This is a genomic window from Salmonella sp. SAL00672 (assembly GCF_046552175.1).
Taxonomy (GTDB): Bacteria; Pseudomonadota; Gammaproteobacteria; order Enterobacterales; family Enterobacteriaceae; genus Salmonella; species Salmonella enterica.
This window is the reverse complement of record NZ_JBGDUQ010000015.1, coordinates 50,603-74,834: the sequence shown is the minus strand read 5'-3', so window position 1 is coordinate 74,834 and position 24,232 is coordinate 50,603. Positions and strand designations below refer to the sequence as shown.

Here is a 24,232-nt window from a genome sequence, read left to right as displayed (position 1 = left end):
CCGGCTGAATTTATCCGAAGTCTCCGGAAAGACGAAGATCTCTGATTTAGCACTGTTCTGAATTTGGGCTAGGGTCAATATCGTCAGGTGGAACCGCTCGCAGATACTGTTGGTTTGTGGTGACATCGCTTTAGTTTTCGTGTGGTCGATGTCATTTATCGCCAGATAAAGCTGATAATCATGCTGTTCCACTTTACCGCAATATTCCGTGCCTCTGTCTGTCAGTATCCTCAGCACCGGCAGGCCCTGAGACGCATAAAACGGCAGTACACGATCATTCAGTAAATCAGCCGCTGTAATCGGCGTTTTGGTGACGTAGAGCTTGCAGTGAGCCACCTTTGAGTATGTATCAACGAACGTCTGCTGATAGATTCGCCCGACGCCTTTCAGGTTGCCCGCATAGAACGTGTCCTGTGAACCCAGATAACCCGGATGAGCGGTTTCAATCTCACCACAGGCTTCATCATACACTGGCTTTACGCTCCAGCGCGGCGATCTGGCTGTCAGTCAGTTCAATGCCATCACGGGCTACTTTCTCTTCCAGCGCTTTCAGTTGTTTTTTGAAGTTCTCAAGGCTATGGCGTAACCAGATGGAGCGGACACCACTGCCGGAGATAAAAACGCCCTGTTTGCGCAGCTCGTTACTGGTCCGGTGCTGACCGTGCGCCGGGAAAGCGACGGCGTAATCAATAACAGCCTGCTCAGTTGCCTCATCGGTACGGTTCTTCAGGTTAGGGGCGCGGCGACTACGATTTATCAGTGCATCCACGCCGCCTTCATCGGCCAGTTCTCGATAACGATAAAATGTATCCCGCGAAACATCCATGATTTTGCAGGCTCTGGATACGTTGCTGAATTCTTCAGCCAGATTGAGCAAACCGGCTTTGTGTTTGATGACGGGATTGGTAGTATGAAGCATGAGAGTTACCTTATGTTTTGTATAAGGATTCGACACCCATATCAAAACCGGTAACTCTCAACCTTTCAAGGCCATGTGTCAGATCAAGTCGCGACTAATACACATAATAACATCATTTACCGTCTGACCTGGAGAGGCAATCTTGGTTCCTGTATTTGATATTTGTTCTTTAGTTGTCTGAATATTCTCAAACAATATATCTATGTCGCCATTAGCAATAGTGATAAACAGTTGCCGGGTTTGAGCTGTACTCAATACTCCACTCTGTAGATCTAATATAATCTTGCGAAAATCACTGGCAATATTATTCCATGAATCCACCATAGCACTGGCAGCAATAATGGCATCCCCTACCTGTTTTTCAAGAGAGCTACTGCAACTGCTTATAGCTAAAGCCAGTTTCACTTCTGGCTCAAGAGGATGTTCTTCAGCCAGTAACCGGGCTTTCTCCTTATTGCCGTTAACCAAGGCCGTGATTGAATCCAATTCAGCTACAGGGCCTGTCATTACCACCCCTATCCCTCCCATAACAGCCGATGTTATTGTACCTGCTGTGATAAAATTAGTGATAGGTCCTACACAAATGAAGAGTTTCCTCCCCAAAATACCTAAACCACTTATGGTTATTTTCCTAATCGAGCTATCTATATTGGCTTGGATCTTGTTCAGTTTCCCCTCTATTGATTCCAATACTTCATTATTACCACTAACTACGATATTGAGGTCTGTTACGGCATTTTGGAATGCTTTTGCATTGGTGACGAGACTATCGTGAAAGATTTGTAACTCGACGCATATCTTTTGAGCAGCAGATTTATATTTTTCTAATTCAGTTAGTACAGCCTGAAGCTCTTGACTCCATTTTTCAACGGATGAATCCAATGGTAGGGTGGAGGGGAGGACGCTATACAAGTTGCGATAGTTATTTATATTATTCATATTACAGGTAATAGTAGGTTGAAGAAAGTATAGATAGATGGCGGCATGAGCTCTCAAGGCTATGAGGCTCTTGTTGATTCGTTTTTGGTATACCAAAAGTTCCTGAGTTTTACCAAAATCTACATCTGGTTGCTCCAAGGCACTTATTGCATAGGCCTGAAGAGTCAATGCTGAAGACAATTGCTCTTTATTAAGAGTACCGATATCTGTAATATGAATACTGATGTCAGAAATGTATTTTCTTATAAAATATAACATTTTTTCCTTCTTATCCTATTCTTTATGTTTCTTGGTTTTTTAGAATAAATATTTACATTGCCAAATTTTAGTGATAATTAATCTATATTAAAACTCAATACGGCACTACCTTGAAAATATCCTGGCTGCGGAGGAACGCCATAAGTTTCTAATTTTGAAACTATTTCAATAGGTAGGTTGTCAGGTTTAAAATGAATTCCATGAGATGCATCTTTACCATTTACCGTAACAATGGCATCCATCCCGTCCTTCACCTTAATACTAGTCCCAACAGTTGAAAACTGATAACTGCCAGATGTCGATACAAGTTTGAGTGTACCCGATGTTGTATCAGAATTACAGTTTAATTGAACAGAAGTCTTACGGACGTTATTTTGAGCATCTGTCGGCTGGATATCTCCATAATTTATATCAAGTGAGCCGCTAGAGAAATTGCAGGTACCAAATACACTAATTGATATACTGCCTGTATATGAAAACCAATATTTGCCTTGAGAAAATAAAGGATTACAACGTGTACCACAATACTGGAGATTAAAATAGGCTAATGGACCTGTGTAAGTATAAATACCTGCAGGTGTTCCCGCAGGAGCAGTTAAAGAAATAATCCCCCTATAAGTTTCATTATGCCATAAATAGGTTGGGTTTATCGATGTTTGAAAATAGCTAATCCACGGGCTTGTATGAATAGCAATCCCATCAGTAAAATAAATACTCCTAACATCACCTGAAGCGCCCCCCTCATCAATATAGTTACGTCCATCATATAAATCCCCATTTATTTTAAAATTTGCGGCGCGTCCGCTTCGATCAAATGCGGTTATGCTCTCGGGCGCTGTTATCGCAACGCCCATATTCCACGGATCATTTTCAATACCCGGGTGATAATAAAGAACACCATCACTACATCCAGCAATACAGGTCACAAACTCTTTATGAGTATTATAATTTCCAGAGATATTTAATAAAATATGTAGGTTCTGCGCAGGTCCGCCAGCTATTAATATAACGGACTCAGATGGCAAATTCCATTTATACAATGGATTTTTAGACTCTTGAACGTAATAATAGGCAAATGAGTTGAGTGAGTGAAAACAAAAAAATACAAGTAGAGTAAATTTCACTATATGATAGCATTTTTCTTTATTCGACCACCCTGAAAGGTGCTTGCAAAAGTTAGTAAGCATATCTTTTGTTGCCTCATTATTGCAATAAAATTGCACTTATTGATAGTTCATTATGATATCTGCTGTGGCTTTAAATTTGCCAGCTTGTAGCTGGCTTTTAGATGGAGTAACTAATCGAGCCTGAATCTTAACTGATCTCGTCCAGGTATCATTCTTTGAACTCATTCCAGGAACTGGAGTCCACGTATTTAAGTTCACTGGTTTAGCATCAGTACCTACAGTCAATGCGATTCCTAACCCCGGCAATGATGTCTCCAAAACATTTTGTCCTACACTGGTTAATATTCCATAACTTGTTGGATGAACATACATTTGTAAGGTTTTCCTCTCTTGCACAGAGTTATCACAACTTACTTTCAGGTTCACTAAACGTTCAGTTTCTGGTGTACCTACCTTATTTATATTGATCTCACCAAAACTGACCTCTATTACCCCATTATCATCACTGCCAGTAACAATACATCCTGCATCTAAAATATTTCCTCTAATCATTAGATTAGTATCTACTGCTGTTACAGTTCTACAATATATTATCGATGCAACTGCTAAGCACGAGCCACAAAAGTATCTCAACCACATATTATCTCCTCTGGAGAATATCATGTCCAATGTCTTCTTATTTAGCTATGTTTTTACTGTACAGTTCTGTCCTGAACAAATGAATCTTAACGTTGGCTGTCCGCCATAATCATTAATATAAGTTAGATATGGTTCTTTAAAATGTTGGCTTTTAATCTGTATGCTGCTCTTTGGTGAAAGCATCGTAACATTAAATTGTCCTTTTTCAGATTGTATCTGATTATTTCCGAGACCTGTAATTGTTATGTAATATGGAGTAGGGTTTTCTATTACATAACCATTCTTATTTTCATGCAGAATCAGTTTTTCCTGCCATATATAATCAAGTTTAGGGATGATATTTTTAGGTCGGTAAAACAATTTAATCCTTGTTTGAAGTGCAATTTGTAACACATTTTGCTCATTACTGCGTGGAGGTATTTCTCTGAGGTTTAAATAAAATAGTGACTCTCGATCCTGCGGCAATGTGTTAGCTAGTTGTGTTGCTAATATACGTAACATACTCTTTCCGCCGGGTTCTAAACGTTGAATTGGCGGTATTACTACTAATGCTCCCCCAACTATTTTTCTTTGCTGAGAGTCCTCCAACCAAGCTTGTGCCAGATAAGGTAATCTATTATTATTATTACTAATATTTAAACTTATAGATTTACTATCAGCATTAAATATTGCTCGTGTGCGATCTAGTGTCACTGACGCATGTGCTATAGAATAGACGTTAGTTAACGTAATACATAATATAAAATTTACCAACTTTTGGTGTAATTCATTCATATTAATTGACCAATTTTCACAAGCGTAACACGTTACTATTTGTCGTTTACCGACACACTACACAGTAACGACGTATTTTGATCTTTAAGCAGTGACTGGGGTTTAATTTGGCAATGCTTCCCCCCCCCCCAAGTAACATCAAAAACTGAACCCGGTGTCACGCCAGCTAACCAAACTAAGCCATTATCTCCTACGATCCCATGTTCTCTACCTTTTTTATCAAGAATAATGGCACCAAATGGTGGGTAAGAATTATCCGCCATTCGCAATATAACAAACGATTGTTCACCTTTTAATATACCAAAACGCCGATATCCGATGGCTCCATCTGTTAGAGTTGCTTCCACTACCGATTTCTGTGCCTCCATATTCTCAGGCATGTTATTCATATTAATCCTTGCAGTTTTTTTATAATAGCTGCTTACATTTGTGATAACTCCTATCCCCCATTGATTACTTATTACCCCTCCTTCGTCAACCGGAACCCCACTAATTCCATCCGTATCAATCATCAATCGCGTACTGCCGTTATATCCTCCAGCATGTAAGGCTGCACCTTTACCTGTTAACGTCAGTCCTCCGTTTGCAGACAATCCTAATGATTTATAACTACCACTAACTAATGCCGCGTTAGCACTGATTATTGCTAAGGAGCCATTATGGGTGTACATTCCACTTAAGAGCGAGTGACTTGTATGCATCTCTCCCTGTTCAAAACCTGCACTTAAATTATAGCTATCTCGTTGATTGACTAAATCATAGAATCCTACCTGTTGCCCAATATTTTTATGGCCATAACTACCATTATAATTTAGAGTTCCATTCCCAAAAGGTACTGACATCATTAAGTTAACGGTGTTATCGTAACGATCCTTGTACTGACTGCGGGTTGCTGTAGCTGTTAGAACGAGGTTGTGTAACCTAACTGAGGGTAAGTCAAACCAAGTTCCTAAGTTAACTCCGTATTCTCGGGTGCTACCTTGCTCCCAATAAGTTTGCCATTCGTAGTTGAGAGCAAGCGAAAGCGGCAGAGTAAATATATTAAAACGATCATAAATATTAATTTGATATCTTTCCTTCTGGTAACCAGAACTAATATTACTATGACGCAAATCTAAGTATTGTTGCATATTCAAATAATTACGCGTAGAAAAGCGATAACCAGCAAATGTTAGATCAGTGTTAGTATCGTCGAAATGTTTTGAGTAACTAAGTCGCCAAGATTTACCTTGTTTATTATATTGTGGTAGCTTTGCTAAAGATTGAGTTACATCTAAAGAGGCGGAACCAAGCTCATGTAAGTCACGACCAAACCCTGCTGCTAGAGCCTGATAATCACTTGATAACGTAGAGCCACCATATAATGACCAGTTATTATTAATTCCCCATGATGCCTCATCATTGACAAACCCTCCTCCCTCCACTTTATGTCTCCAATTACTCGGACGGCCAAAAGCTAAGTGATATCTCATTTGTCCCGGTCTTGTTAAATAAGGTACTGATGACGCAGATACACTAAAATGTTGAACTGTACCATTTTGTTCTATAACCTTAACATTTAACCTTCCACGGATAGAACTATCTAGATCCTGAATGCAAAAGGGGCCTGCAGGAACTATACTACTATATAGTATCCGGTCTTGCTGAGTAACAATCACCCGAGCATTTGTTTTTGCTACGCCAACAATTTCTGGTGCATATCCACGTAGCTTAGGAGGAAGCATTCGCTCATCGGTAAATAAACTAACACCTATATAACGCCACGAATCAAATATACTTGAACTAATATAATTTTCTCCTAATATTAGTTCAGATTTCTTTGATGGTAAGGGACGATAAAGATAAATCCTCGTAAAATCAAAATCCTGCTGTTTTGCATAACTGCTGCCTGTATAACTGGAATATTTTCCTTGATAATCAGCCCGCAATCGCCAAGCATCCATATTACCACCAATGGTTCCATTTATTGCTGTATTTAGTTGTTCACCTCCCCGGCCTTGTATTTTATACATACCCCCATTTGCATTATAGTCAAACATTACCCCAGGTATTCCATTATCCCACCGATAAGGGGGGACCCAAGAAACATCAGAGTAGGTCATCCAAACCTTTGGAATATTGACTCTAAGTGAGCTTTTAGATATATCTCCTTTAATATCAACACCTTTCAGCTCTGAAAGGTCCATGCACTCACCATGATGCCAAGTGCCAATTTTTTTCTTTGCAATATCCGTTAGACCCATCTGATAAAGCAGCGAAGGAGATAAACAGGCCTCTGAAATTTTAAACCCTTTTAATTTTGATTCACTATTTCGCATATAAAAAGGGATTGAATAGTCACCTCCCAAACTTTCTCCGTTAATATAAACCTGCATTACATACACGCCAGGGTAAATATATCCCGGGTGAGAGAACAATGAAAAATCTATATTTTTCTTGTCAATTGAATCTAATACATCTGTATTGAACTCAATTGCAAATGACGTATGAGAATATAATAAAAAAACACTAAAAAGACACAACCTAACCGTCTTGATTTTAGATAAAAAAAACCTTCGATTAGGATTTTTTTTGTTTGAAAAGAGGATGTGATTACTCATTTTCTATATACGCTTTATAATAAAATGTGCCTTTTTTTTCTTTATTTCAAATGTAGTACTGACTTGCTATCCTATAATCAGATTCCTCCCAAGAATAGCAAGCCTTAAACTTTTACTGATAAGAAATAAGAAAGTTAGCTATAGATTGAAAAGTTCCAGCTGTAACAGCTTTACTATTATCAACCCTCTGAGCTGTTACAGTATACGTCAATGTATTATCCCCCTTAGGGAGTAATGGCACGTTTGCTGGCGTATTAAAAACGATTCCAGATAACCCCAAACCTAATCCTGTTGCACTACCACGGGTACCTAATAAGTTTTTCCCTGTTATTAGATCAGGGCTACTAAATGTGATTTGAGCTTTCTTATTACCCAAATCACAATCTTGAAGATTAATATGAAAATCTTTGGTAGATACTGCGCCGTCATTTAATCGCGCCATTGATAACTGACCAAAAGGTACTTTAATATCAGTACCATCTTGCCCGGGGGCTAAATTACAGGGAGACTCAACAACATCACCACTAAATGTAACTTTCCCTGTGTTACCCTGCTGTGCAAAGGCCACAATTGAACTCAAACCAAAAATAGTCATAATTGTTACGTTAGCTACAGATTTCTTCATATAATGTCTCCGGTTATTTCTTAATATTCGGTGTTTAGTATCCTCAAAAAATATTTTAATAACAAGGCACAAAAAGATAAAAATACAGTAAAAACAACCATAAAAGCCGTACCATAATACAAAGCTTTGATAATGATGCGGATATCTATTAAACACACAAAAAACAAGTGTGAAATATTATGTTTAGAGCTTGAATTTTAACTTTAAAATACTCTCCGTTAATTTCACTCAGCAGTTGCAGATATTTAACTGTTCTCCTGTCTGAAAACGAAGCAAAATTTCTGAGGCCAGCCCAAAAGCGCCAGACGGTGCATTTTCTGCTGGAGGCTTACCGTATCAGCGTCCGGCGGGGATGCGGGTTGCTGATGCAGAGCAGAACCGTTTACCACTGGCTGAGCCGGCGTGACGACAGGGCAATAACCCTGCGAATCAGGGAGATTACGAAAACCCGGATTCGTTACGGTTGTCCGCGCATTCATATCCAGTTACGGCGGGGGGCTGGCCTGTTAAGCACAAGAAAACCCACCGGATTTATTGTCCGGAAGGCCTGAACCTGCGCAGAAAACGCCCCCGCAGACATGTCAGTGCAGCACGCCGTCAGCAGCGCCCGGTCCTGACGTATGTCGATCAGTGCTGGAGTATGGATTTTGTGTCAGATAATCTGTTTAACGGGCGGCGTTTTCGGGCGCTGACTGTAGTGGATAATTTTAGTCGGGAATGCCTGGCGATCCATGCCGGAAAATCGTTAAAAGGCGAGGATGTGGTCAGAATAATGGAGGCACTGCGGGTGCCGGATAAGCGGCTGCCGGTACGTATCCAGACGGATAACGGTAGCGAGTTTATCTCAAAAAGTCTGGATAAATGGGCGTATGAACACGGCGTCACAATGGATTTCTCGCGCCCCGGAAAGCCGACAGATAACCCGTTTATTGAATCATTTAACGGCAGTCTGCGGGATGAATGCCTGAACATTCACTGGTTCCTGTCACTGGAAGATGCGCAGGAAAAACCCGACAACTGGCGCAGGGAATACAATCATGAGAGAACGCATTCATCATTAAATGACATGACTCCGGCTGAATTTATCCGAAGTCTCCGGAAAGACGAAGATCTCTGATTTAGCACTGTTCTGAATTTGGGCTAGGGTCATCCATGCAGAGATTTCAAAAATTGAGAGGAGCTAAAACAGGTTTACTTACAATTTTTTGAAGTTCTCGCAGCAGATTGAACAAAAAGAAACTTTCCGTACAAGTATTGTTATAGCAATTACAACAGCCTTAACTAAAAACTATTTAAGAGTTAGTTTTTCATTTAAATTATGGACCTCCATATCGATATCATTAATCAGAGTGGACATATCGTGTTGTTACTTCCTTTGTTTTAATCGAATGTCTGCTGGGTTTATATTTAAATGTTTTTTAAAAACCTTTGTAAAATATGATGGTGACTTATATCCTAAAGCGTTTGCAATTGTTGATATTGAATCATTTGTTCTTCTTAGCCTTCTCAAGGACTCGGTTAACTTTAGCTTATTGATAAAATCGGTAACAGATCCTACCTCTTTATACATTTTTTGCTTAAGGGATGAGGAACTCATGAGTAACTTACTAGACAATTCTTTTATCGACCAGTTTTTTGAATAGTCATCTATGACTAATTTTGTTATTTTTTCAGATATTAATTCTGATGACTCCGCGTAAAATAAGCAAGAGATGTTGCTATTTATTTTAATAAAGAAGGATAATAAAAAACACATCATAACCTTGTTGTATATTTCTCCTGGTATTGACGCTGTTTTTTTTATTCTTCTGTTTTGCTGTGCATATTGTAATATCATCCAAGATATAGTCACCAACTCCAAATCATCTAATGAGTTAAAATCTAAAAGCAAATAATCCTTACTGTTTTTTAATGTAGAGGTCATTATTTTTAGAGTTGCAATATCGTTATTATATGATATATTTTGTTCACTAACATCATTTGATGTAAAACGAATCACCGCTATATCAGAACGTTTAGTATCGCTTTCTACCCAATGCGATGGTATGGAGAAAGGTACTGACTTGTTTATAAATACACCTTGGTTTTTTTTACAAATAATCTTATGTCCATTTATAGTTACCATAAAGTCATTGCCTTTTGTATAAATGAAATAAAAAAAAGGCAATGATGTCTCAATATATTTATCACATACTGGATTGTTTGTGCTATATGAGCTAAAATTAGTCGGCATTTTACTCTCTAAGTGTTTTATCTTTAGCATAAATATACCTCATGATTTATGAGTGACACAGATTAAACCACATACTCACCCTGTGAGATATAGTAGTCTTACAGGAAAACCAAAAAGATAGCCATATATTATTTCTGGTGCTTAAATCATGTGTTATTAAATAACACATACATCTTCAACTGATTTAAGAACGTAACACTTACCATAATTGAAAAATATTTCATCCTGAAAGCATATTTTGACATTGTCATTAAATGGAATGTTGAGCCAACTCTCGGCATTATTGATTTTTAGTGATTTTATGCTTTTTTGTCAACTATACTTTTACGACACCCTGCTTGATAGAATTCAATACCATAATCCCATTGGACTTATGCACGATAACATATACATATCTCATTCCCAAGTTGTACCACTAACTCTCTTATATACTTGTATATATTTTATCGCAACACTCTATTTCGTTTGTTTTTTATTTGTTTATTTATTTTATTCATTAATTTCGTAATCATGTCTGATTGTGAGATCCGCATATAATCGAGCTATTCACATTTAACAAATGCTAAGTAAACCCTCGCCCAATCGGGGGGGATATAAGGGGAGCTAATCAGGGGTTTTCTGTGAAGCTACGTAAGCCTTCAATGTTTCGATTGTTGCACCGCCAGCACTACAGGCGAAACAGGAGCGTAACCAGAGCACCCCGCTATCACTCGCCTTGCGTAAATAGGATGCGCACACGGTGGCTACTGATCGACTTCAAATTATTCACCAGCACACTGATAGACAGCTTCGGCGGGTACGCTATCAGTACGTGAACGTGATCCGCTTCCCCGCCCATTTCCAAAATCTCAATTTCCAGTATTTCCGCAGCGCTTTGAAACGCCTCCCGTATCTGCTGGAACATCATGCGGTCGAAAATCTTACGGCGATATTTTGTCGTAAATATCAGATGCACAACCAGTTTACTGACGCTATGCCGACGCGAGAGATAACCCTAAAAAGCCTTTTCTTGTACACTCACTTGAAAAATATCTGTCAAACCCTTACTACTCGCAGACGATGGACAGGAAGCAGCAGCAAAGCCGATCTACATCACCACGGTTGGGGCTATCGCACTACTTGATCGGCAATGACGGCGGCAAAGTGGCTAATCCTCGCCATCTGGTCAATGCATACCGCCGCTTACGCAGTGACAGCAAGGCGCTATCCCGTAAGAAGCTGGGGAGCGCGAACCGTCGTAAGGCTCGTGTCCGGCTTGCAGCACAACACGAACTGGTAGCCAATGCCCGCGCTGACTTCCAGCACAAACTTTCCAGACGAATTATCGACGAAAACCAGGCGGTGATTGTGGAAACGCTGAAATCAGCAAACATGATGAAAAACCGTCGCCTCGCCCGGCATATCGGGGATTCGGCATAGTCTGGATTTGTGGCTAAACTCGTATACAAAGCGGAGTCGGCAGGGGTTCACCTGGTCAAACTGGATCAGTGGTTCGCCAGCTCGAAAACGTGTCATTGTTGTGGTCACAAGATGCCGGAAATGCCGCTAAAGGTGCGCGAATGGAAATGCCCCGCCTGTGATGCTGATCATGACCGCGATATAAACGCGGCGATCAACATACAGCATAAGGGCATAACAGAGTTGATGGCGGCGGGTCACGTCGTCAAAGCCCATCGAGACTGCATAAGCCTGGCGCTATGCCAGTTGCAGCCTAAGAGGTAGGAAGCCTCGCCGTTTACGGCGGGGAGCAGTCACCGTCGGTAAATTACGACGCGCGGCCTCAATGAAGAGGGAAAACGCCAGTGAGATGCCATGCGGGATATGCGTGATGTCAGGCAACTGTGCGGCGCGCAGTTCAAGCAGGGGAACGCCGTTGCAGCGCTTCTTCTTTATAAATGCCCAGCAAACGACACCAGGCCCGGTTCTCGGCCAGCGTCAGGGCGCTGTCATACCAGTAATCGGAGAGGCCATTCCCGCGCATAAAGTTACCGATCAGGTCCCTGAAGGAGGCTGAAAGGAACTCTTTAACAAAATCGCTTTTTGACTTGCTGGTCACTCTTGCCTGCTCAGTGATTTCAATGTCCACATCAATCGGCATGTTTCGCACGGTCAGCGTGCGTGTGAATCCTTTTTCGGTATTTTCATTCTGTTCAGTCATGCCTGTCGCCAAAGGGAATAAAACCAGAACAACGCTGTATTTTCGTCGCAAATAAAAATTCGAATTTATTATTGTGGTGCCAGTAATGATAAAATTTAACCAATTGTAAGCTGGGAGCATTATCGCCAGCAGTAAGATCCGAAAAAAGGTAAAACCGGAATTCAAGAGAATTTTATAAGCCAGTCTGTTTACTATGGGAGAGTTATACAGAAGGTCGAGGCTGGCACTGATAACTCCGTTACCCGGAGTTATCAGTGCCATTCAGTGCGGCAGTTCCTGAGAAAGGTTCACTATTTGATTGACACTATCAGCCAGTTCCGCGGAGAATAACATGGGCGGCAAAAGTGTAGCGGTAAATGTCCTGGCTGTTCAGAAACGAAAAATCACTTATTAATAAAAGGATCCCATTGATAGCCACCACAGTCACCGCAACCACCATCACTTCCTGTATTATTACAGCCACCACCACCACCACCACCATCACTTCCTGTATTATTACAGCCACCACCACCACCACCACCATCACTTCCTGTATGATTACTGCCCCCCCCACCCCCACCGCCGGCGTAAAGCACAAATTTTGTATGGTAGGTGACAGGTCCGGGGTTCAGGACCGTGGATTCCCAGAATATGTCATCGGCCGTACTGAAAACAGCCTTATCAAGCGAAAGCTCATTTGTATCAATCCGGGGAATTGTGATCGTTTTATGTGCAGGCCGGGGTGGCGTTATATTATTTTTTCCGCTGGTGATGACAAAATCTTTAATTATTCCCTGATATTTTTCCCCCATTGAGAGCGTAGTCATACGCCATCGAATTTTATCACCAAGTTTAGCGAAAATATCCAGTTCAGAGTCTGCCTGATCCTGTATATGATACCATGTCCCAAGCATATATATGTAATTATGTCCGTCATTTTTGAGATTAACATATTCCCCTGTATGAGCAGCGTTATTCTTGCCGTGATCATTAAGGATCCTGATAGCATCAACAACAATCAGTATATCTATAATTTCCATAAATGATTACCTGTATGCAGAAAATTTTTATGAGTTAATGTTTAACCTGACAACATACGTGAGAATAGTTAAAAACGACGTGATATCAATTTAAATTGATGAAACTGTAAGAAATAACAGATAAGAATATGTGGATGTATGCTCGCCTGTATTTCCGGACCGCTTTTTCCTGTTCCCTCCAGCGGCGAGCATACCGGTAATCCGATCGTTATCTTGAATGCCATGATGGTTGTGGCGCCAAATATCCGCTGGCATTCCTGTCAGAATGGACTGGCGGATATCTTGCCACCGATAACTATGACGTCTGCAAGTCGGTGGCGAAAGAAAACGACCGTATCATAAATGCAGGATGCTGGAGCCATGCTCGCAGACGGTTCGCGGAGTTATATAAGGCCAGCGTGGATCCACGGGCTGAGTTCGTTCTGGAAGTGCTGGCCCGGATGTTCAGTCCGGAGGAATGTATCCGCTTACGCTCACCGGAAAATAAGGTCCGGTAGTGACGACGGTATATCAAACCGTCACGGGGTTGCTTCCTGGAGTATTGCAGGGTTGCCATGGAGAAAACCGTGCCGAACGGGCCATAAAGCCGGTGCGGGGACTCTGGTTGCCAGAGAAAGGGCTGCCCAAATAATGGGGCTGCTGGAGACAGCGAAAATGAACGGTCTGGGCGCATCGTTGTTAACGGATGAACTGAAACGTCTGCCGGGCTGGCCGGAGGAAAGCCAGGATGAGTTACTGCCATTCCCGCCATACGGGGTCAGCGAGTAACGGAGCGTTCTGCTGAAAATCCTGATATCGGGAAACGCAAACAGGAGGCGGTAAACCCGACGATTCCGGTATAACATCTGACGTCGGGGCTGCGTACCTTACACAGCCTTATCCCATGTAGCTTTAGCAGAAGTCAGTATCTGCATCACACCTCCGCCATTACCGCAGTCAGTACTGCGGAACCTGAAGTAAGCTCCCTGTTCAGCACTTCAACACCTGACACAAAGCCTGCTCAGGGACCTGAATCGACGGGCTCACCGGAAGTGCTCAACGTGCTGTCAGTGCCACTTCCCCGCGAGCTTACTCATTTTATGTAACCCATTAATCTGTTTTCAGGATAAAAGCCAGGGCCGGTTAAAGAGAAGCAGTTTCCGATACTGTTATTCAGGGTCTTCACTGGGGGGCAGAGCTACACCGTAAAATAACGGGAACAGGCGACAACAGAGAAAACTATAAAAAATACCAGTAGCCTGAATTCAGGTGCCAGACTAATTTAAATTCAATAATGGCACAGGGTAAGTTACGCCGCCGCAACCGTCTGGCATAACAATGCCCTGCTTTATAATAAAGAAGACACTGATGATGAAAAAGAGACACAGCATTAATGAAATGACTTTCAGGTTTTTTCTTTGTATTATATTATCGGTATGCTCATGGATGTCATTTGCTGACAGCTCAGCTAAGGGTGATAAGGATATTTTCCCTTATGATCGCCAGGCCGAAAAGATAGCGACTACAGTCCGGAGTGGAAACTATTCCGAAGCCGTCAGCTCATATTTAAATGCCGGTATGTCAGAGCAGATCAGTAAGTGGTTAGGCAGTTATGGTTATGCACGTATAAATATTGCATCTGGTACAAATCAACAGCAGGGACGATATTCCGGTGATTTTCTCTTACCTGTATTTGATTCAGAAAATGCTTTGTTATTTTCCCAGATCGGTATACGTGAGCATAATGACAGGACATATGCGAACTATGGGATCGGAATAAGATACTTTCCTGCCAGTTATATGACGGGGATCAATCTGTTCATTGACAGGGATTATACCGGGGGGAACAGCAGGCTGGGGATTGGGGGAGAGTATTTTTATGACTATCTGAAAATATCATCAAATCTGTACAAGGGGATGACAGACTGGCACGACTCCACTGACTTTAATGGTGAATGGTCGGAAAAACCTGCCGACGGGTTTGATGTGAGGATTGATGGTAATTTACCCTTTTTCCCCGCTGTAAGCCTTAAGGCATCCGCTGAAAAATACTACGGGAATAACGTTTCGGTACTGAGCAGAAAAAAACTCAGAAGTCATCCTGTTATTATTTCATCCGGTATTAATTATACACCGATCCCGCTGCTCACGTTCAGTCTGGATGGCAGTAAAAGTGGCAGTGCATCCGGTCTTCAGGCAGGTATTCAGTTCAGCCTGAATTTCAGTCACGATATAAACTGGCATCTTACCCCTGAAAAAGAAAAGGGGCTTCAGATTAATAAGAGTGAAAAATATAATTTTGTAAACAGAAATAACGTGATTACCATGCAGTATAAAGAAAAAAAGAGAACGCCGGAGTATAGAATAATACTGACGGTCATCAGGAATAACAGCCCTGCTGATGGTATAACAGAGAATATTGTTCAGGCCCAGGTGATTGACGTTAACTATCACCCGTTACCTGACACAAAAGTGGAATGGAAGTATGAAAATAAACAGGAAGTGGCTGTCACCACGAGTTCTGCCCTGACAGACAGGAACGGACTGGCATACTTTAACCTGACGAGTACAGCACCGCTCACTCTCCCTGTTTCCGTTGTCATAGGGAAGATGACAGAAAGTACGGATGTTATTTTTGTTAAACAGACTGCAAAATATCTGAATATGCAACTGATTAAAAATGATGAGGTGGCAAATGGCGAGGCGTTTAACATAATAAAAGCAAGGCTGACTGATGAAAATCACAACCCTGTTAAAGGCATGGCACTGACCTGGAGTGTCCCCGGGTTTATTAAAGTCAGGGAGGAGGCATCAGTTACTGACAATAATGGCGAAGTACAGACATCGTTCAGCTCTACCGTTGCCGGTGGGGTTAGCGTGACCGGGAGAGCCGGTGAGCTGACGTCTGACATTAAAATGAATTTCACACCGTCTTCCGGGCCTGAAATAAAAGTTGAAAATATCCTGAAGCTGATAATTAATGACGGCGCAATTGCAGATGGTATATCCACAAACTCAGCGGCTATTTATTTAACAGATAAAACAGGAATACCAGTCCCCGGGGAGGAAATTAATCTGTCGACAACCGGCAATGCGGTACTCAGCGCTTATAAAATAAAAACAGACAGCCATGGCATGGCGGTAATATATATTACTGATAAAACAGCTGAAACAGTAAATATAGCGGCCAGTACAGGATCGGCAAAGGACGTCATTGCCACCACATCGTTTATGGCGTTTGGCGTGCTCTCGTTAACCGGTGATAAATCAGATGCGGCTGCAGATGGTCAGGATGAAATACATCTGACGGCGACCGTCAGGGATATCAATGGAAATCCGGTTAAAAATACGCCGGTTGTGTTTTCAGTATCAGGTCATGCCGTTATCAGCAGTCCTTCGGTGATCACCGGGGATAATGGAGAGGCCGGTGTTTCGGTGTCAAATAAGTATGGTGAAGTGGTTACGGTGAATGCCCGGGCAGAAAATTTCAGGACCGATCCGGGAATTGATAAAACATTAATATTCATTTCGTCAAAAATAACAGGAGTGACATCTAATCCGGTAAAAGGGATGTTCTCCGTACAAAGCGGTTTTCCCTTTACCGGTTTTAAGGGAGCCAGAGGTTTAATATTCATTGATAATACAATGGATAAAAACAGTGATTATGTATGGGAAAGCAGTCAGTCATGGGTGACAGTGAGAAATGATGGTTCATTTGTCATGATATCTGAACCTGATTCATCATCGACAAATGTTGTCATTACCGCCACACCAAAAGCAGGAGGTGAGTCATTAAGTTATAAATTTAATCTTCGCCAGTGGTTTTATCTGTCCGGTTCTGCTGAATATCAGATGGTCGGACAATCCTGTACCAGAGCAAACAGTGTTCCTGCCCGTTTTGCACAGGTAACAACGGCTTTGCCGGGAAGCGGAGGTGCCGGGTTTGAAACGGGCACGCTTTTCGGGGAATGGCAGGGATTCATTGGTCCGGCATGGGCGTCAGATGCTCCGGATGAATACGGGAATGTGTATTATGTTAACCAGTCAGATGGCTCTGTCCGGATTACGCGTAATCTGTATATGCTGTTGCCTGCGTTATGTTTAACTAATTTTTAAGTGAGGTTTTTATGTCTGCCAGTGAACTGCATCTTTATACTTCTACAGGCCTTCTGGATTTTGCTCCGAATAATAATGCCACTATTATTGCTGAGCTTAGAGACAGTAATAAAAAACCGATATCAGGAATGGAGATAAAATGGAGCCATGTTGCAGATTCCTCTGATGCAACGGTAACCACATCCGGCGACAGTAGTCATACCGGTGCTGATGGCCGGGCGGAATATACGATTTCCAGTAACGAAGCTAACTCGATTAGTGTTACAGCAACTGCTACTTGTGCGGATGCTGAAACTATTTACATTGGAGTGGCATCTGATAATGTTACGGCTCCTGTTGTGGTCGATTCTGATATCCAGGGGATCGCTTATCAGATTATGATACGCAAACATGTCAAAGGGAGACATGCAGGTGATAGGTACACTGTATACTGGGATGATCAGGCTATCGCAACAGTAATGGATGACCCTACGAAAAATATTTTTCCCTATGTTAAATCCATAAAGAAGAATGCAGAATATCTTTCACCGGGTACTCACTATATCTATTACACCATTGATGATCAGGTCGGCAACAGAAGCTATTCTCCGGTAGTATCTCAGGATGTTTATTATGATAACTCCACTCCGTTATACGATAAACCCTTATTTCCTGATTTGCTCGATGCAACGATTAACAATCATGGATTAAGTCCTGATAAGGGCTTATTGATTAAAATTCGATATCCACAATCGAAAGCCGGACAGGGGGCAGTCATCGAAGCCGGGGATACAATCTCAGTGTATATGAAAAAGGGAGACCCGGAAAATGATGCCGAAAATCCTGATATCCAGCCTGTAAAAATTGCCACTCACACCGTAAGTAAAGCGGAGATCTCCGGTACAAATATTGAGTTCATAGCTGATAAGTCTTATTTTATTGATAATATCAACGACACTTTTAATGGTGTTAACGTATTTATTTACTATACTGTTGGAGATTCAAATACATTATGTTCTTATTCAGCAGAGCTATATGTAGATACAGAGTCTCCTGGTAATTTTATTATCAGGTTAATTGGCTGACATCCAGCCGGAAACCGGGGGCGGGTATTGATTTTCACGCCTCCTTTTTTCATGTAATCTGTCTGAATTGATTGTTTTCCATATAAAATATTGCGTGTTAATTCAATGTTGATATTTTGTTTTGTATTTGGTTTGTTGTTTGACGCTGTCTGATTAAGCACTATTTTTATTCTGAATATAAAGTAAGGATATCATAAGATGAAAAAAAACAGAGTAATGCCTGTAAACATAACATACAAACGATTAAATATTCCCTCCTCAACGCTTTACAGTCTGAGTGAGTTTATTTTTAAAAGAACACAGCAGAGCCGGTTTTCCTTACTTTTCAGAAAGATTTATCCGGTTACTGATAAAGAGATGTTTGTCATCGATAACTATCATAATGAATGGAGAGATATTTATGACAAAAAAAAATTGTGGTCTCTGGATCCTGTAGTTAACATATGCAGAAAGCCTGAGATGATATCCCTGGCATGGGGGGATGATTTTTTTGAAGGGTACTCCATACTCCTTAAACATGGAGAGGAGTTTGGCTTTAAATATGGTGTATCTTTCATTATTAATACGCTACATGGATATGAGTGTATTTTGTCACTTTCAAATGAAATCTGTAATGTAACATCACAACAGATGGCGTCCTGTGAAATGCACTATAAAGAAATATATAACTTTATTATTCATTCATGTCAGCCTCATTTACTTAATGCCAGAGATTTTAAACTGACACCGCCGGTACTGACGTCTATGGAAAAAATCATATTAACTCTTGTGTCAGATGGATTCACATCATCAGAAATAGCAAATAAAATATTTATCACAGAGAGTGCCGTGAATTTCCATGTATATAATATAATAAAAAAGCTGGGCTGCCGGAACAGAACGCAGATTGTTGCAAAGGGTATAATTCTGAGTTTAATTTAATGATGTTATATTTTAATTTCTATGGTGGGGTTTAAAATATCTGTCTTTACAGTGGATATATTCGTCAGGATGTTCAGACAGATCCGCCATGACTCTGAAATTATCATTGATGGTAAAATAATTATGAGTTTCAAAAAGAACTGTCATAACAGAAATAACCAGTAAGAGTAAACCTGGCGTTCTGAGTACTCTCATGATAACGCTCGCTGCATGTATTAAGTTAACGAAGTGGTGATGGTAATTCATCTTCTGCTATAAAAAAACTGTAAATAATACCAGATTATGATACTGAAAAATTACGTAACCCTGCGGTTGTATTTTATTTAGGGTCTGTTGTCAGGATGTAAGTCAGGAGAATTATTAATTATTTTATATAAGAGCGGCGGGGAGGTGGTCATGAAATCATTCTGTGAGTTTATCTTTGTTATTGTGCCATGGTTAATACTGAGCTTGCTTATTATTATATATGGTGATTTTATTGTGTGGCATTTTTTAAATTTATGGTTTACATTTCTGATGTTTTTTAAATTCAGATGACGGAAGCTCATGGTGATTCTGTTGTCATTTACAGGAGTGCAGTCATTCATGGTTTCTGTACTGCGGAAATCGTTATTTTTTCCCGGTTTCCTCCGTTGTGGAAACTGGCGTTTAAGGGTGTCTCCGGAACATACCGGCATTAATATACTGTTTTTATGTCGGGTCCCGGCAGGCCGGCCCCTTTTTATAATATGAGGATAACCAGCTTGAAAAATTACATTATTTATCATGTCATCCCGGGGATTGCTCTCATGGTGGCAGTAAATCAGTGGTCCATGGCCGCAGACTCAGCAGAAATACTTTACCGCCAGTGTCAGGCCATGGGATCGACTGTAGCACAAAGAAAATGTTATCCGGCAGCGGAAAGACAGTCGGAGGCAGAGCTCGTCGTTGCAGAGAAAAAAGCACGGCTCTCCCTGACTCAGCTGGAGAGTATCAGCGAGGGAAGCCGATCCCTGCACCCTGTGCGGGCTTTTGATCGTGCAGAGCTGCTGTACCGAAAATTCCGCACGGCAGAAAGAGAACGGGTAATGGCTTCTTATGGTTCTGGCAACGGCGGAGATCTTGCGGCATATCAGGTCGTAATTGAAATGAATCTGGCGCGAATTAATCTGCTGAAATAATCCGGGAGCAGGAGCTGCGCTGAACACCATGTTCTCTGGTCGCTTTCAGTCGTTTTCTTTTCGTCTTCTTCGCTGCGTGCCGGGTTTTCACTATCCCGTGGATTTCCTGCAGTTGTACGACCTGTAATACATAATACAATGAATACTGTTAGTACAGTACATACACTTTCTCTCTTTTTGCGGGCAGATCCGGAAAAAGCAAAAACCGGATCCACACTTTTCGACCTGAAGTTTCGTCGATGACCACTTTTTACCGGATTGTGACCAGCTGAGAAGCCGCTGTCTTAGTTTCTGAATCTCCGAAGATGGCTAAAATAGATGTTGCCCCGCGCCCGTGAGCAGGCCACGTATAACCTGTTACGGGACGATGGCGGAAGTGCTGCCAGCTTCTGTTGAATGAGGCGTACCCAGTGGTTGGCTCCCATCACGATGCAGACGTCCTGAAAGTGGTCGAGTCCTTTACTGCCCCCCCAGTTCATTGAGTGGCAGCCGTAACGGTGATGTTCGCGATAGAAGAGCTTGATCACCGTGTCGTCCGCGTGCAGGGCCGCTGAACGTGCTTCATCCGTGACGGTTTCAATCCGAGTAGTATGTATTCCATGAGCCGAAATGCGAATGTTCAGTTGCCCGGTAATGAACTCACACACTGTAGCTGAACAGCGCCATGTCCGGCTGAGCGTCTCACAATCCACCATGATACCCACAGCCCTGAAGCGAGCCTCGTACCGGGTTATGTCGTCATGCAGCGTAGCATTGACGTTACCGTCGCGGCTTGTGTCAAAGGTATGCTGATAAAAATCCCCGCAGCACAGCACAGAGATTTCCGCGCGGCATAGCTCCAGCAGAAAATTAAAGTCATGCCCGGCAAAGTCCTGGACTTCATCGACGAACAACTCATCGTAGTAACGGGCAAGCCGGGTACGGATATCCGGCAGCAACCCCCGGACTGTCAGCAGGTGTGCGAGCCGCCGGTGATACAGCTGTCCGGCGGGATCCTGATAATGCCGGGCATTCGTGCGCGGTATTCTGGAAGGGGGCTGGATGAAGCTCAGACCACGCGATGCCAGCTGCTCCTGCAGGAAAGGGCGAAAACAGAAACCGTGCAGAAACTCAAACCAGGTCATCACACGGATCTCGTCCGGTATGTAGCCAAAGCGTCTGATAATCTGCGCCCGCAGATGCGCTTCATTATTCACGGTGAAGGTCAGGATCAGCGTCCGCCGGTCCTCTCTTAACCGACGTATCAGCAGCGTGGTTTTACCCGAGCCGGCAACCGCAAATATCACTCTCTTATCCATGCCAGTGCCTCCTGAATATAATCAGGAACGGTCAGCTCTTCGGCGTGCAGCTGTAACAGCTGGAATGCTGCTTCTGCCTTATTGGCCAGCATGTAATCCTGAACCGTGAGTGTCCGGCGGGTTCCGCGGAAAAGCGCATCACACAGGTCGGCATTATCCTGATACAGGCAGATTTCAAATGTGGAGCGGCTGTTGTCGTGGTCAGCAAATACCCGGGAGCGGGAACAAAGCACGTCAGCATAGCGTTCATCGCAATTTTGCTGATAGTTGCCGTCATTGTCGCGAAGGGCCGCGACACGATTTTCCAGAAGACGGGCCAGTTCAAGATAACGACGGAAACTTGTTCCGCCGATAGCGATGATGTGAACCCCGTCATCCTCCGGTGCCCTGCCATACAGGCGGTGATAAAAGGCCTCGATCAGAATAAACTCAGCATCCCCCTCCACGAGCAGCACACGTCTGGCCAGCGCAAATTCCAGCACGTTATTATCCGGTGCTTTCATGAAGAAGGCGGCAGTCTCAGCGGAAAGTTCATTCATCAGTACCGGCCGGGTAGCACCGAGGAGAATAGCCTTACGTAGATCGAGGCGGGAGGAGATATGGCTGCTGTGTGTGGCAATAAACACCTGCGTCTGCCGTTCCGTGGCAAGCTGATTAACCAGCCTCTTCATACTGACATGGCTGAGATGATTCTCCGGTTCCTCAAGCAACAGCGCGTGGAGCTCTCCCTGCTGCTGATGCCGTTGCAGCGCAAACTCCGTTTTGATGAAGCACTGCCTTCCTTTTCCGCGGTGACGAATGGAAATACCGTCCTCGGTAATGTCCAGGTTCGCCTCAAGACCTGATTTAGCGCCGGAACGCACGCCAAACTGATACGTTTCCAGCGTGTCGTTTATGGCGGACAGATGCCGGGCGCAGAATTGCATTTTCTGTTGCCGGTAACTGTTTTCAAGCCGGTACCGATCGGCCACCGGCACATTGACGCTGTAAACCGTGCGCGTATATTCCTGTGCGGCGTGCTCGTTATCGATGCGTGCATTGTCTAAAAACAGATGGCGCAGATAGCGTCTGAAGCCTGCGAAATGACCACCGGAGAATGTGCTGAACCGCACGGAATAGTATTCATAGGGAAAATTATCAGGATCCTGCTGCAGAACATGGTGTATATCCTGACCGTATTCCTCCGTCATGGGAGCAATGCGCATTCTGAGACCATCCGCATCGATGCCCGCCAAATTTTGCCTGCCGTTCAGGTCAGGATCTCCCCCATTACTCAGGAAAACGTCAGCGGTCAGCACGGGTAACTGATCGGCACGGCGCTCACCTTCCTGAAAATGCCTGACCGCTGACTGTGACAGGAGCGATTCCACCCCCATCGCCTCAACCCGATGCCTGCTGTCACTCAGCACAAGGTCAAGAGCCAGCAGAATAGTGCTTTTCCCGGACTCATTGTCCCCAACCAGAATGTTACGATCGTTGCTGAAGCGCAGGTCCAGTTCCGGAAACTTTTTGAAGTTTTGCAGCATAAGCCGCGTGATCAGGGGCATTTTTTTATTCCTTTATATACCGCTGCCTGAAAGAGCGGCCGGCCGCGCCTGACCGCCTGTTTTGTTTTACAGCGTTATCTTACCCAGTCTTCCAGCACAAGACCCGGTACCCGCTCAAACTCCCTCACATTATTCGTCACCAGAATGGCGCCGGCAGCGATGGCGTGTCCGGCTATCGCCGTGTCGTTCGGACCGATCGGCGTCCCGGCGAGGCGCAGTGCCACCTTAATCTCCGTGGTCGCATCCACCGCGGCGCGGTCCCAGGGCAGGACGGCATCGAGGCGGGCGCAGAACGCGTCAACCAGCTGCACGTGGCGTGGCGAGGCCTTCGGGCCGGTGGCACCGAAGCGCATCTCGGAGTAAGTGATGGCCGAGACCACGATACGGTGGCCGCGCAGCACCGCCTGCTCCAGGCGCTTCAGCACCGCTTCGGGCTGCTCGCGCATGATGAACGAGCAGATGTTCGTGTCGAGCATATACATTTTCTTCACAGGTTAAATCGTCCTTCATCGGTGACAACATCCTCGCGCTCCGCCATAAAGTCCGGGTCTGCCTTTTCGAGCTTCAGGAACGAGCCCCAGGTCGGCCGGACGGGGCGCAGAATGATGCTGTCCCCTTCCCGGACGATCTCCAGCTCGCTCACCCCCTCAAAATCCAGATCGCGTGGAAGGCGGATGGCGCGGTTGTTGCCGTTTTTAAAAATGGATACGGTTCTCATGATTCTCTCCCGGGTAAGTGTGGATATGTGATGCATATCCGGAATGATGTTCATTGCACCGGGTGTGTGCATATGTTCAGTATAGGCAGATGTACAGCATATGTATAGATTCAGTATATGCAGATGGTGAGGATATGC

Annotated in this window: 17 protein-coding genes and 5 pseudogenes; 7 read left to right on the top strand and 15 right to left on the bottom strand. The window is 43.3% G+C overall.

Translation table 11 applies throughout. The features are described from left to right. Window positions 1-75: 75 nt before the first annotated feature. The 7 genes and pseudogenes from ACLJTG_RS22615 to ACLJTG_RS22585 all read right to left on the bottom strand — a co-directional run. A pseudogene (locus ACLJTG_RS22615) lies at window positions 76-919 on the bottom strand (IS481 family transposase); the annotation flags it as partial. 78 nt (window positions 920-997) lie between these two features. Continuing rightward, window positions 998-2,116: an HBL/NHE enterotoxin family protein gene (locus ACLJTG_RS22610; RefSeq protein WP_131046901.1), complete on the bottom strand. Its 1,119-nt coding sequence runs from the start codon at window positions 2,114-2,116 to the stop codon at window positions 998-1,000. A gap of 77 nt (window positions 2,117-2,193) precedes the next feature. After that, a complete protein-coding gene (locus ACLJTG_RS22605; RefSeq protein WP_410959106.1) occupies window positions 2,194-3,303 on the bottom strand; it encodes a hypothetical protein in 1,110 nt (369 codons plus the stop codon). Window positions 3,304-3,339: 36 nt separating this feature from the next. Continuing rightward, window positions 3,340-3,882, bottom strand: coding sequence for a fimbrial protein (locus ACLJTG_RS22600; RefSeq protein ID WP_079972850.1), 543 nt, complete (start codon window positions 3,880-3,882; stop codon window positions 3,340-3,342). A gap of 45 nt (window positions 3,883-3,927) precedes the next feature. Then, window positions 3,928-4,656 carry a molecular chaperone gene (locus ACLJTG_RS22595; RefSeq protein ID WP_079972849.1) on the bottom strand — a complete coding sequence of 243 codons (729 nt, stop codon included), beginning with the start codon at window positions 4,654-4,656 and terminating at the stop codon, window positions 3,928-3,930. A 35-nt stretch (window positions 4,657-4,691) separates the two neighbouring features. After that, window positions 4,692-7,256: a fimbria/pilus outer membrane usher protein gene (locus ACLJTG_RS22590; RefSeq protein WP_410959105.1), complete on the bottom strand. Its 2,565-nt coding sequence runs from the start codon at window positions 7,254-7,256 to the stop codon at window positions 4,692-4,694. Window positions 7,257-7,368: 112 nt separating this feature from the next. After that, window positions 7,369-7,881 carry a fimbrial protein gene (locus tag ACLJTG_RS22585; RefSeq protein ID WP_410959104.1) on the bottom strand — a complete coding sequence of 171 codons (513 nt, stop codon included), beginning with the start codon at window positions 7,879-7,881 and terminating at the stop codon, window positions 7,369-7,371. A 275-nt stretch (window positions 7,882-8,156) separates the two neighbouring features. On the opposite strand from ACLJTG_RS22585, the pseudogene ACLJTG_RS22580 reads away from it, so the two are divergent. After that, window positions 8,157-8,998 (top strand): annotated as a pseudogene (locus tag ACLJTG_RS22580) (IS3 family transposase); the annotation flags it as partial. A gap of 249 nt (window positions 8,999-9,247) precedes the next feature. Here the strand turns inward: ACLJTG_RS22580 and ACLJTG_RS22575 are convergent. Together ACLJTG_RS22575 and tnpA are read right to left on the bottom strand one after the other, a co-directional pair. After that, window positions 9,248-10,144 (bottom strand): helix-turn-helix domain-containing protein, encoded by an 897-nt coding sequence (locus tag ACLJTG_RS22575; RefSeq protein WP_410959103.1) that lies wholly within the window; start codon window positions 10,142-10,144, stop codon window positions 9,248-9,250. Window positions 10,145-10,717: 573 nt separating this feature from the next. After that, window positions 10,718-11,075: pseudogene (gene tnpA / locus ACLJTG_RS22570) on the bottom strand (IS200/IS605 family transposase). Window positions 11,076-11,160: 85 nt separating this feature from the next. Here tnpA and ACLJTG_RS22565 point away from each other — a divergent pair. After that, window positions 11,161-11,836: pseudogene (locus tag ACLJTG_RS22565) on the top strand (RNA-guided endonuclease TnpB family protein); the annotation flags it as partial. 133 nt (window positions 11,837-11,969) lie between these two features. Here the strand turns inward: ACLJTG_RS22565 and ACLJTG_RS22560 are convergent. Both ACLJTG_RS22560 and ACLJTG_RS22555 read right to left on the bottom strand, forming a co-directional pair. After that, window positions 11,970-12,533 (bottom strand): hypothetical protein, encoded by a 564-nt coding sequence (locus ACLJTG_RS22560; RefSeq protein ID WP_410959102.1) that lies wholly within the window; start codon window positions 12,531-12,533, stop codon window positions 11,970-11,972. 122 nt (window positions 12,534-12,655) lie between these two features. Beyond that, window positions 12,656-13,291: an AidA/PixA family protein gene (locus ACLJTG_RS22555; protein WP_410959101.1), complete on the bottom strand. Its 636-nt coding sequence runs from the start codon at window positions 13,289-13,291 to the stop codon at window positions 12,656-12,658. Between the two features lie 221 nt (window positions 13,292-13,512). On the opposite strand from ACLJTG_RS22555, the pseudogene ACLJTG_RS22550 reads away from it, so the two are divergent. The 5 genes and pseudogenes from ACLJTG_RS22550 to ACLJTG_RS22530 all read left to right on the top strand — a co-directional run. After that, a pseudogene (locus ACLJTG_RS22550) lies at window positions 13,513-13,788 on the top strand (IS66 family transposase); the annotation flags it as partial. A gap of 850 nt (window positions 13,789-14,638) precedes the next feature. Continuing rightward, a complete protein-coding gene (locus tag ACLJTG_RS22545) occupies window positions 14,639-17,386 on the top strand; it encodes an Ig-like domain-containing protein (RefSeq protein ID WP_410959100.1) in 2,748 nt (915 codons plus the stop codon). A gap of 11 nt (window positions 17,387-17,397) precedes the next feature. Next, window positions 17,398-18,450, top strand: a complete 1,053-nt coding sequence (locus ACLJTG_RS22540; protein ID WP_410959099.1) for an Ig-like domain-containing protein — start codon at window positions 17,398-17,400, stop codon at window positions 18,448-18,450. A gap of 198 nt (window positions 18,451-18,648) precedes the next feature. Beyond that, window positions 18,649-19,371: a LuxR C-terminal-related transcriptional regulator gene (locus tag ACLJTG_RS22535; protein ID WP_410959098.1), complete on the top strand. Its 723-nt coding sequence runs from the start codon at window positions 18,649-18,651 to the stop codon at window positions 19,369-19,371. A gap of 743 nt (window positions 19,372-20,114) precedes the next feature. After that, on the top strand, window positions 20,115-20,531 hold the full coding sequence (locus tag ACLJTG_RS22530; protein ID WP_079972822.1) for a lysozyme inhibitor LprI family protein: 417 nt from the start codon (window positions 20,115-20,117) through the stop codon (window positions 20,529-20,531). A 284-nt stretch (window positions 20,532-20,815) separates the two neighbouring features. On the opposite strand, the gene ACLJTG_RS22525 is transcribed toward ACLJTG_RS22530, so the two are convergent. The 4 genes from ACLJTG_RS22525 to vapB form a co-directional block, all read right to left on the bottom strand. Further along, window positions 20,816-21,829, bottom strand: coding sequence for a DNA helicase UvrD (locus ACLJTG_RS22525; RefSeq protein ID WP_410959097.1), 1,014 nt, complete (start codon window positions 21,827-21,829; stop codon window positions 20,816-20,818). Continuing rightward, a complete protein-coding gene (locus tag ACLJTG_RS22520) occupies window positions 21,814-23,376 on the bottom strand; it encodes an ATP-dependent nuclease (RefSeq protein WP_410959096.1) in 1,563 nt (520 codons plus the stop codon). The genes ACLJTG_RS22525 and ACLJTG_RS22520 overlap by 16 nt, the downstream gene beginning before the upstream one ends. Window positions 23,377-23,450: 74 nt before the next feature. Beyond that, the gene (locus ACLJTG_RS22515; RefSeq protein ID WP_080178264.1) at window positions 23,451-23,867 is read right to left on the bottom strand and encodes a type II toxin-antitoxin system VapC family toxin; all 417 of its coding nucleotides are present in this window, start codon (window positions 23,865-23,867) and stop codon (window positions 23,451-23,453) included. Then, complete coding sequence (gene vapB, locus ACLJTG_RS22510; RefSeq protein ID WP_410959095.1) at window positions 23,864-24,094, bottom strand: type II toxin-antitoxin system VapB family antitoxin; 231 nt, start codon at window positions 24,092-24,094, stop codon at window positions 23,864-23,866. Before vapB ends, ACLJTG_RS22515 begins: the two co-directional genes overlap by 4 nt. Window positions 24,095-24,232: the final 138 nt, after the last annotated feature.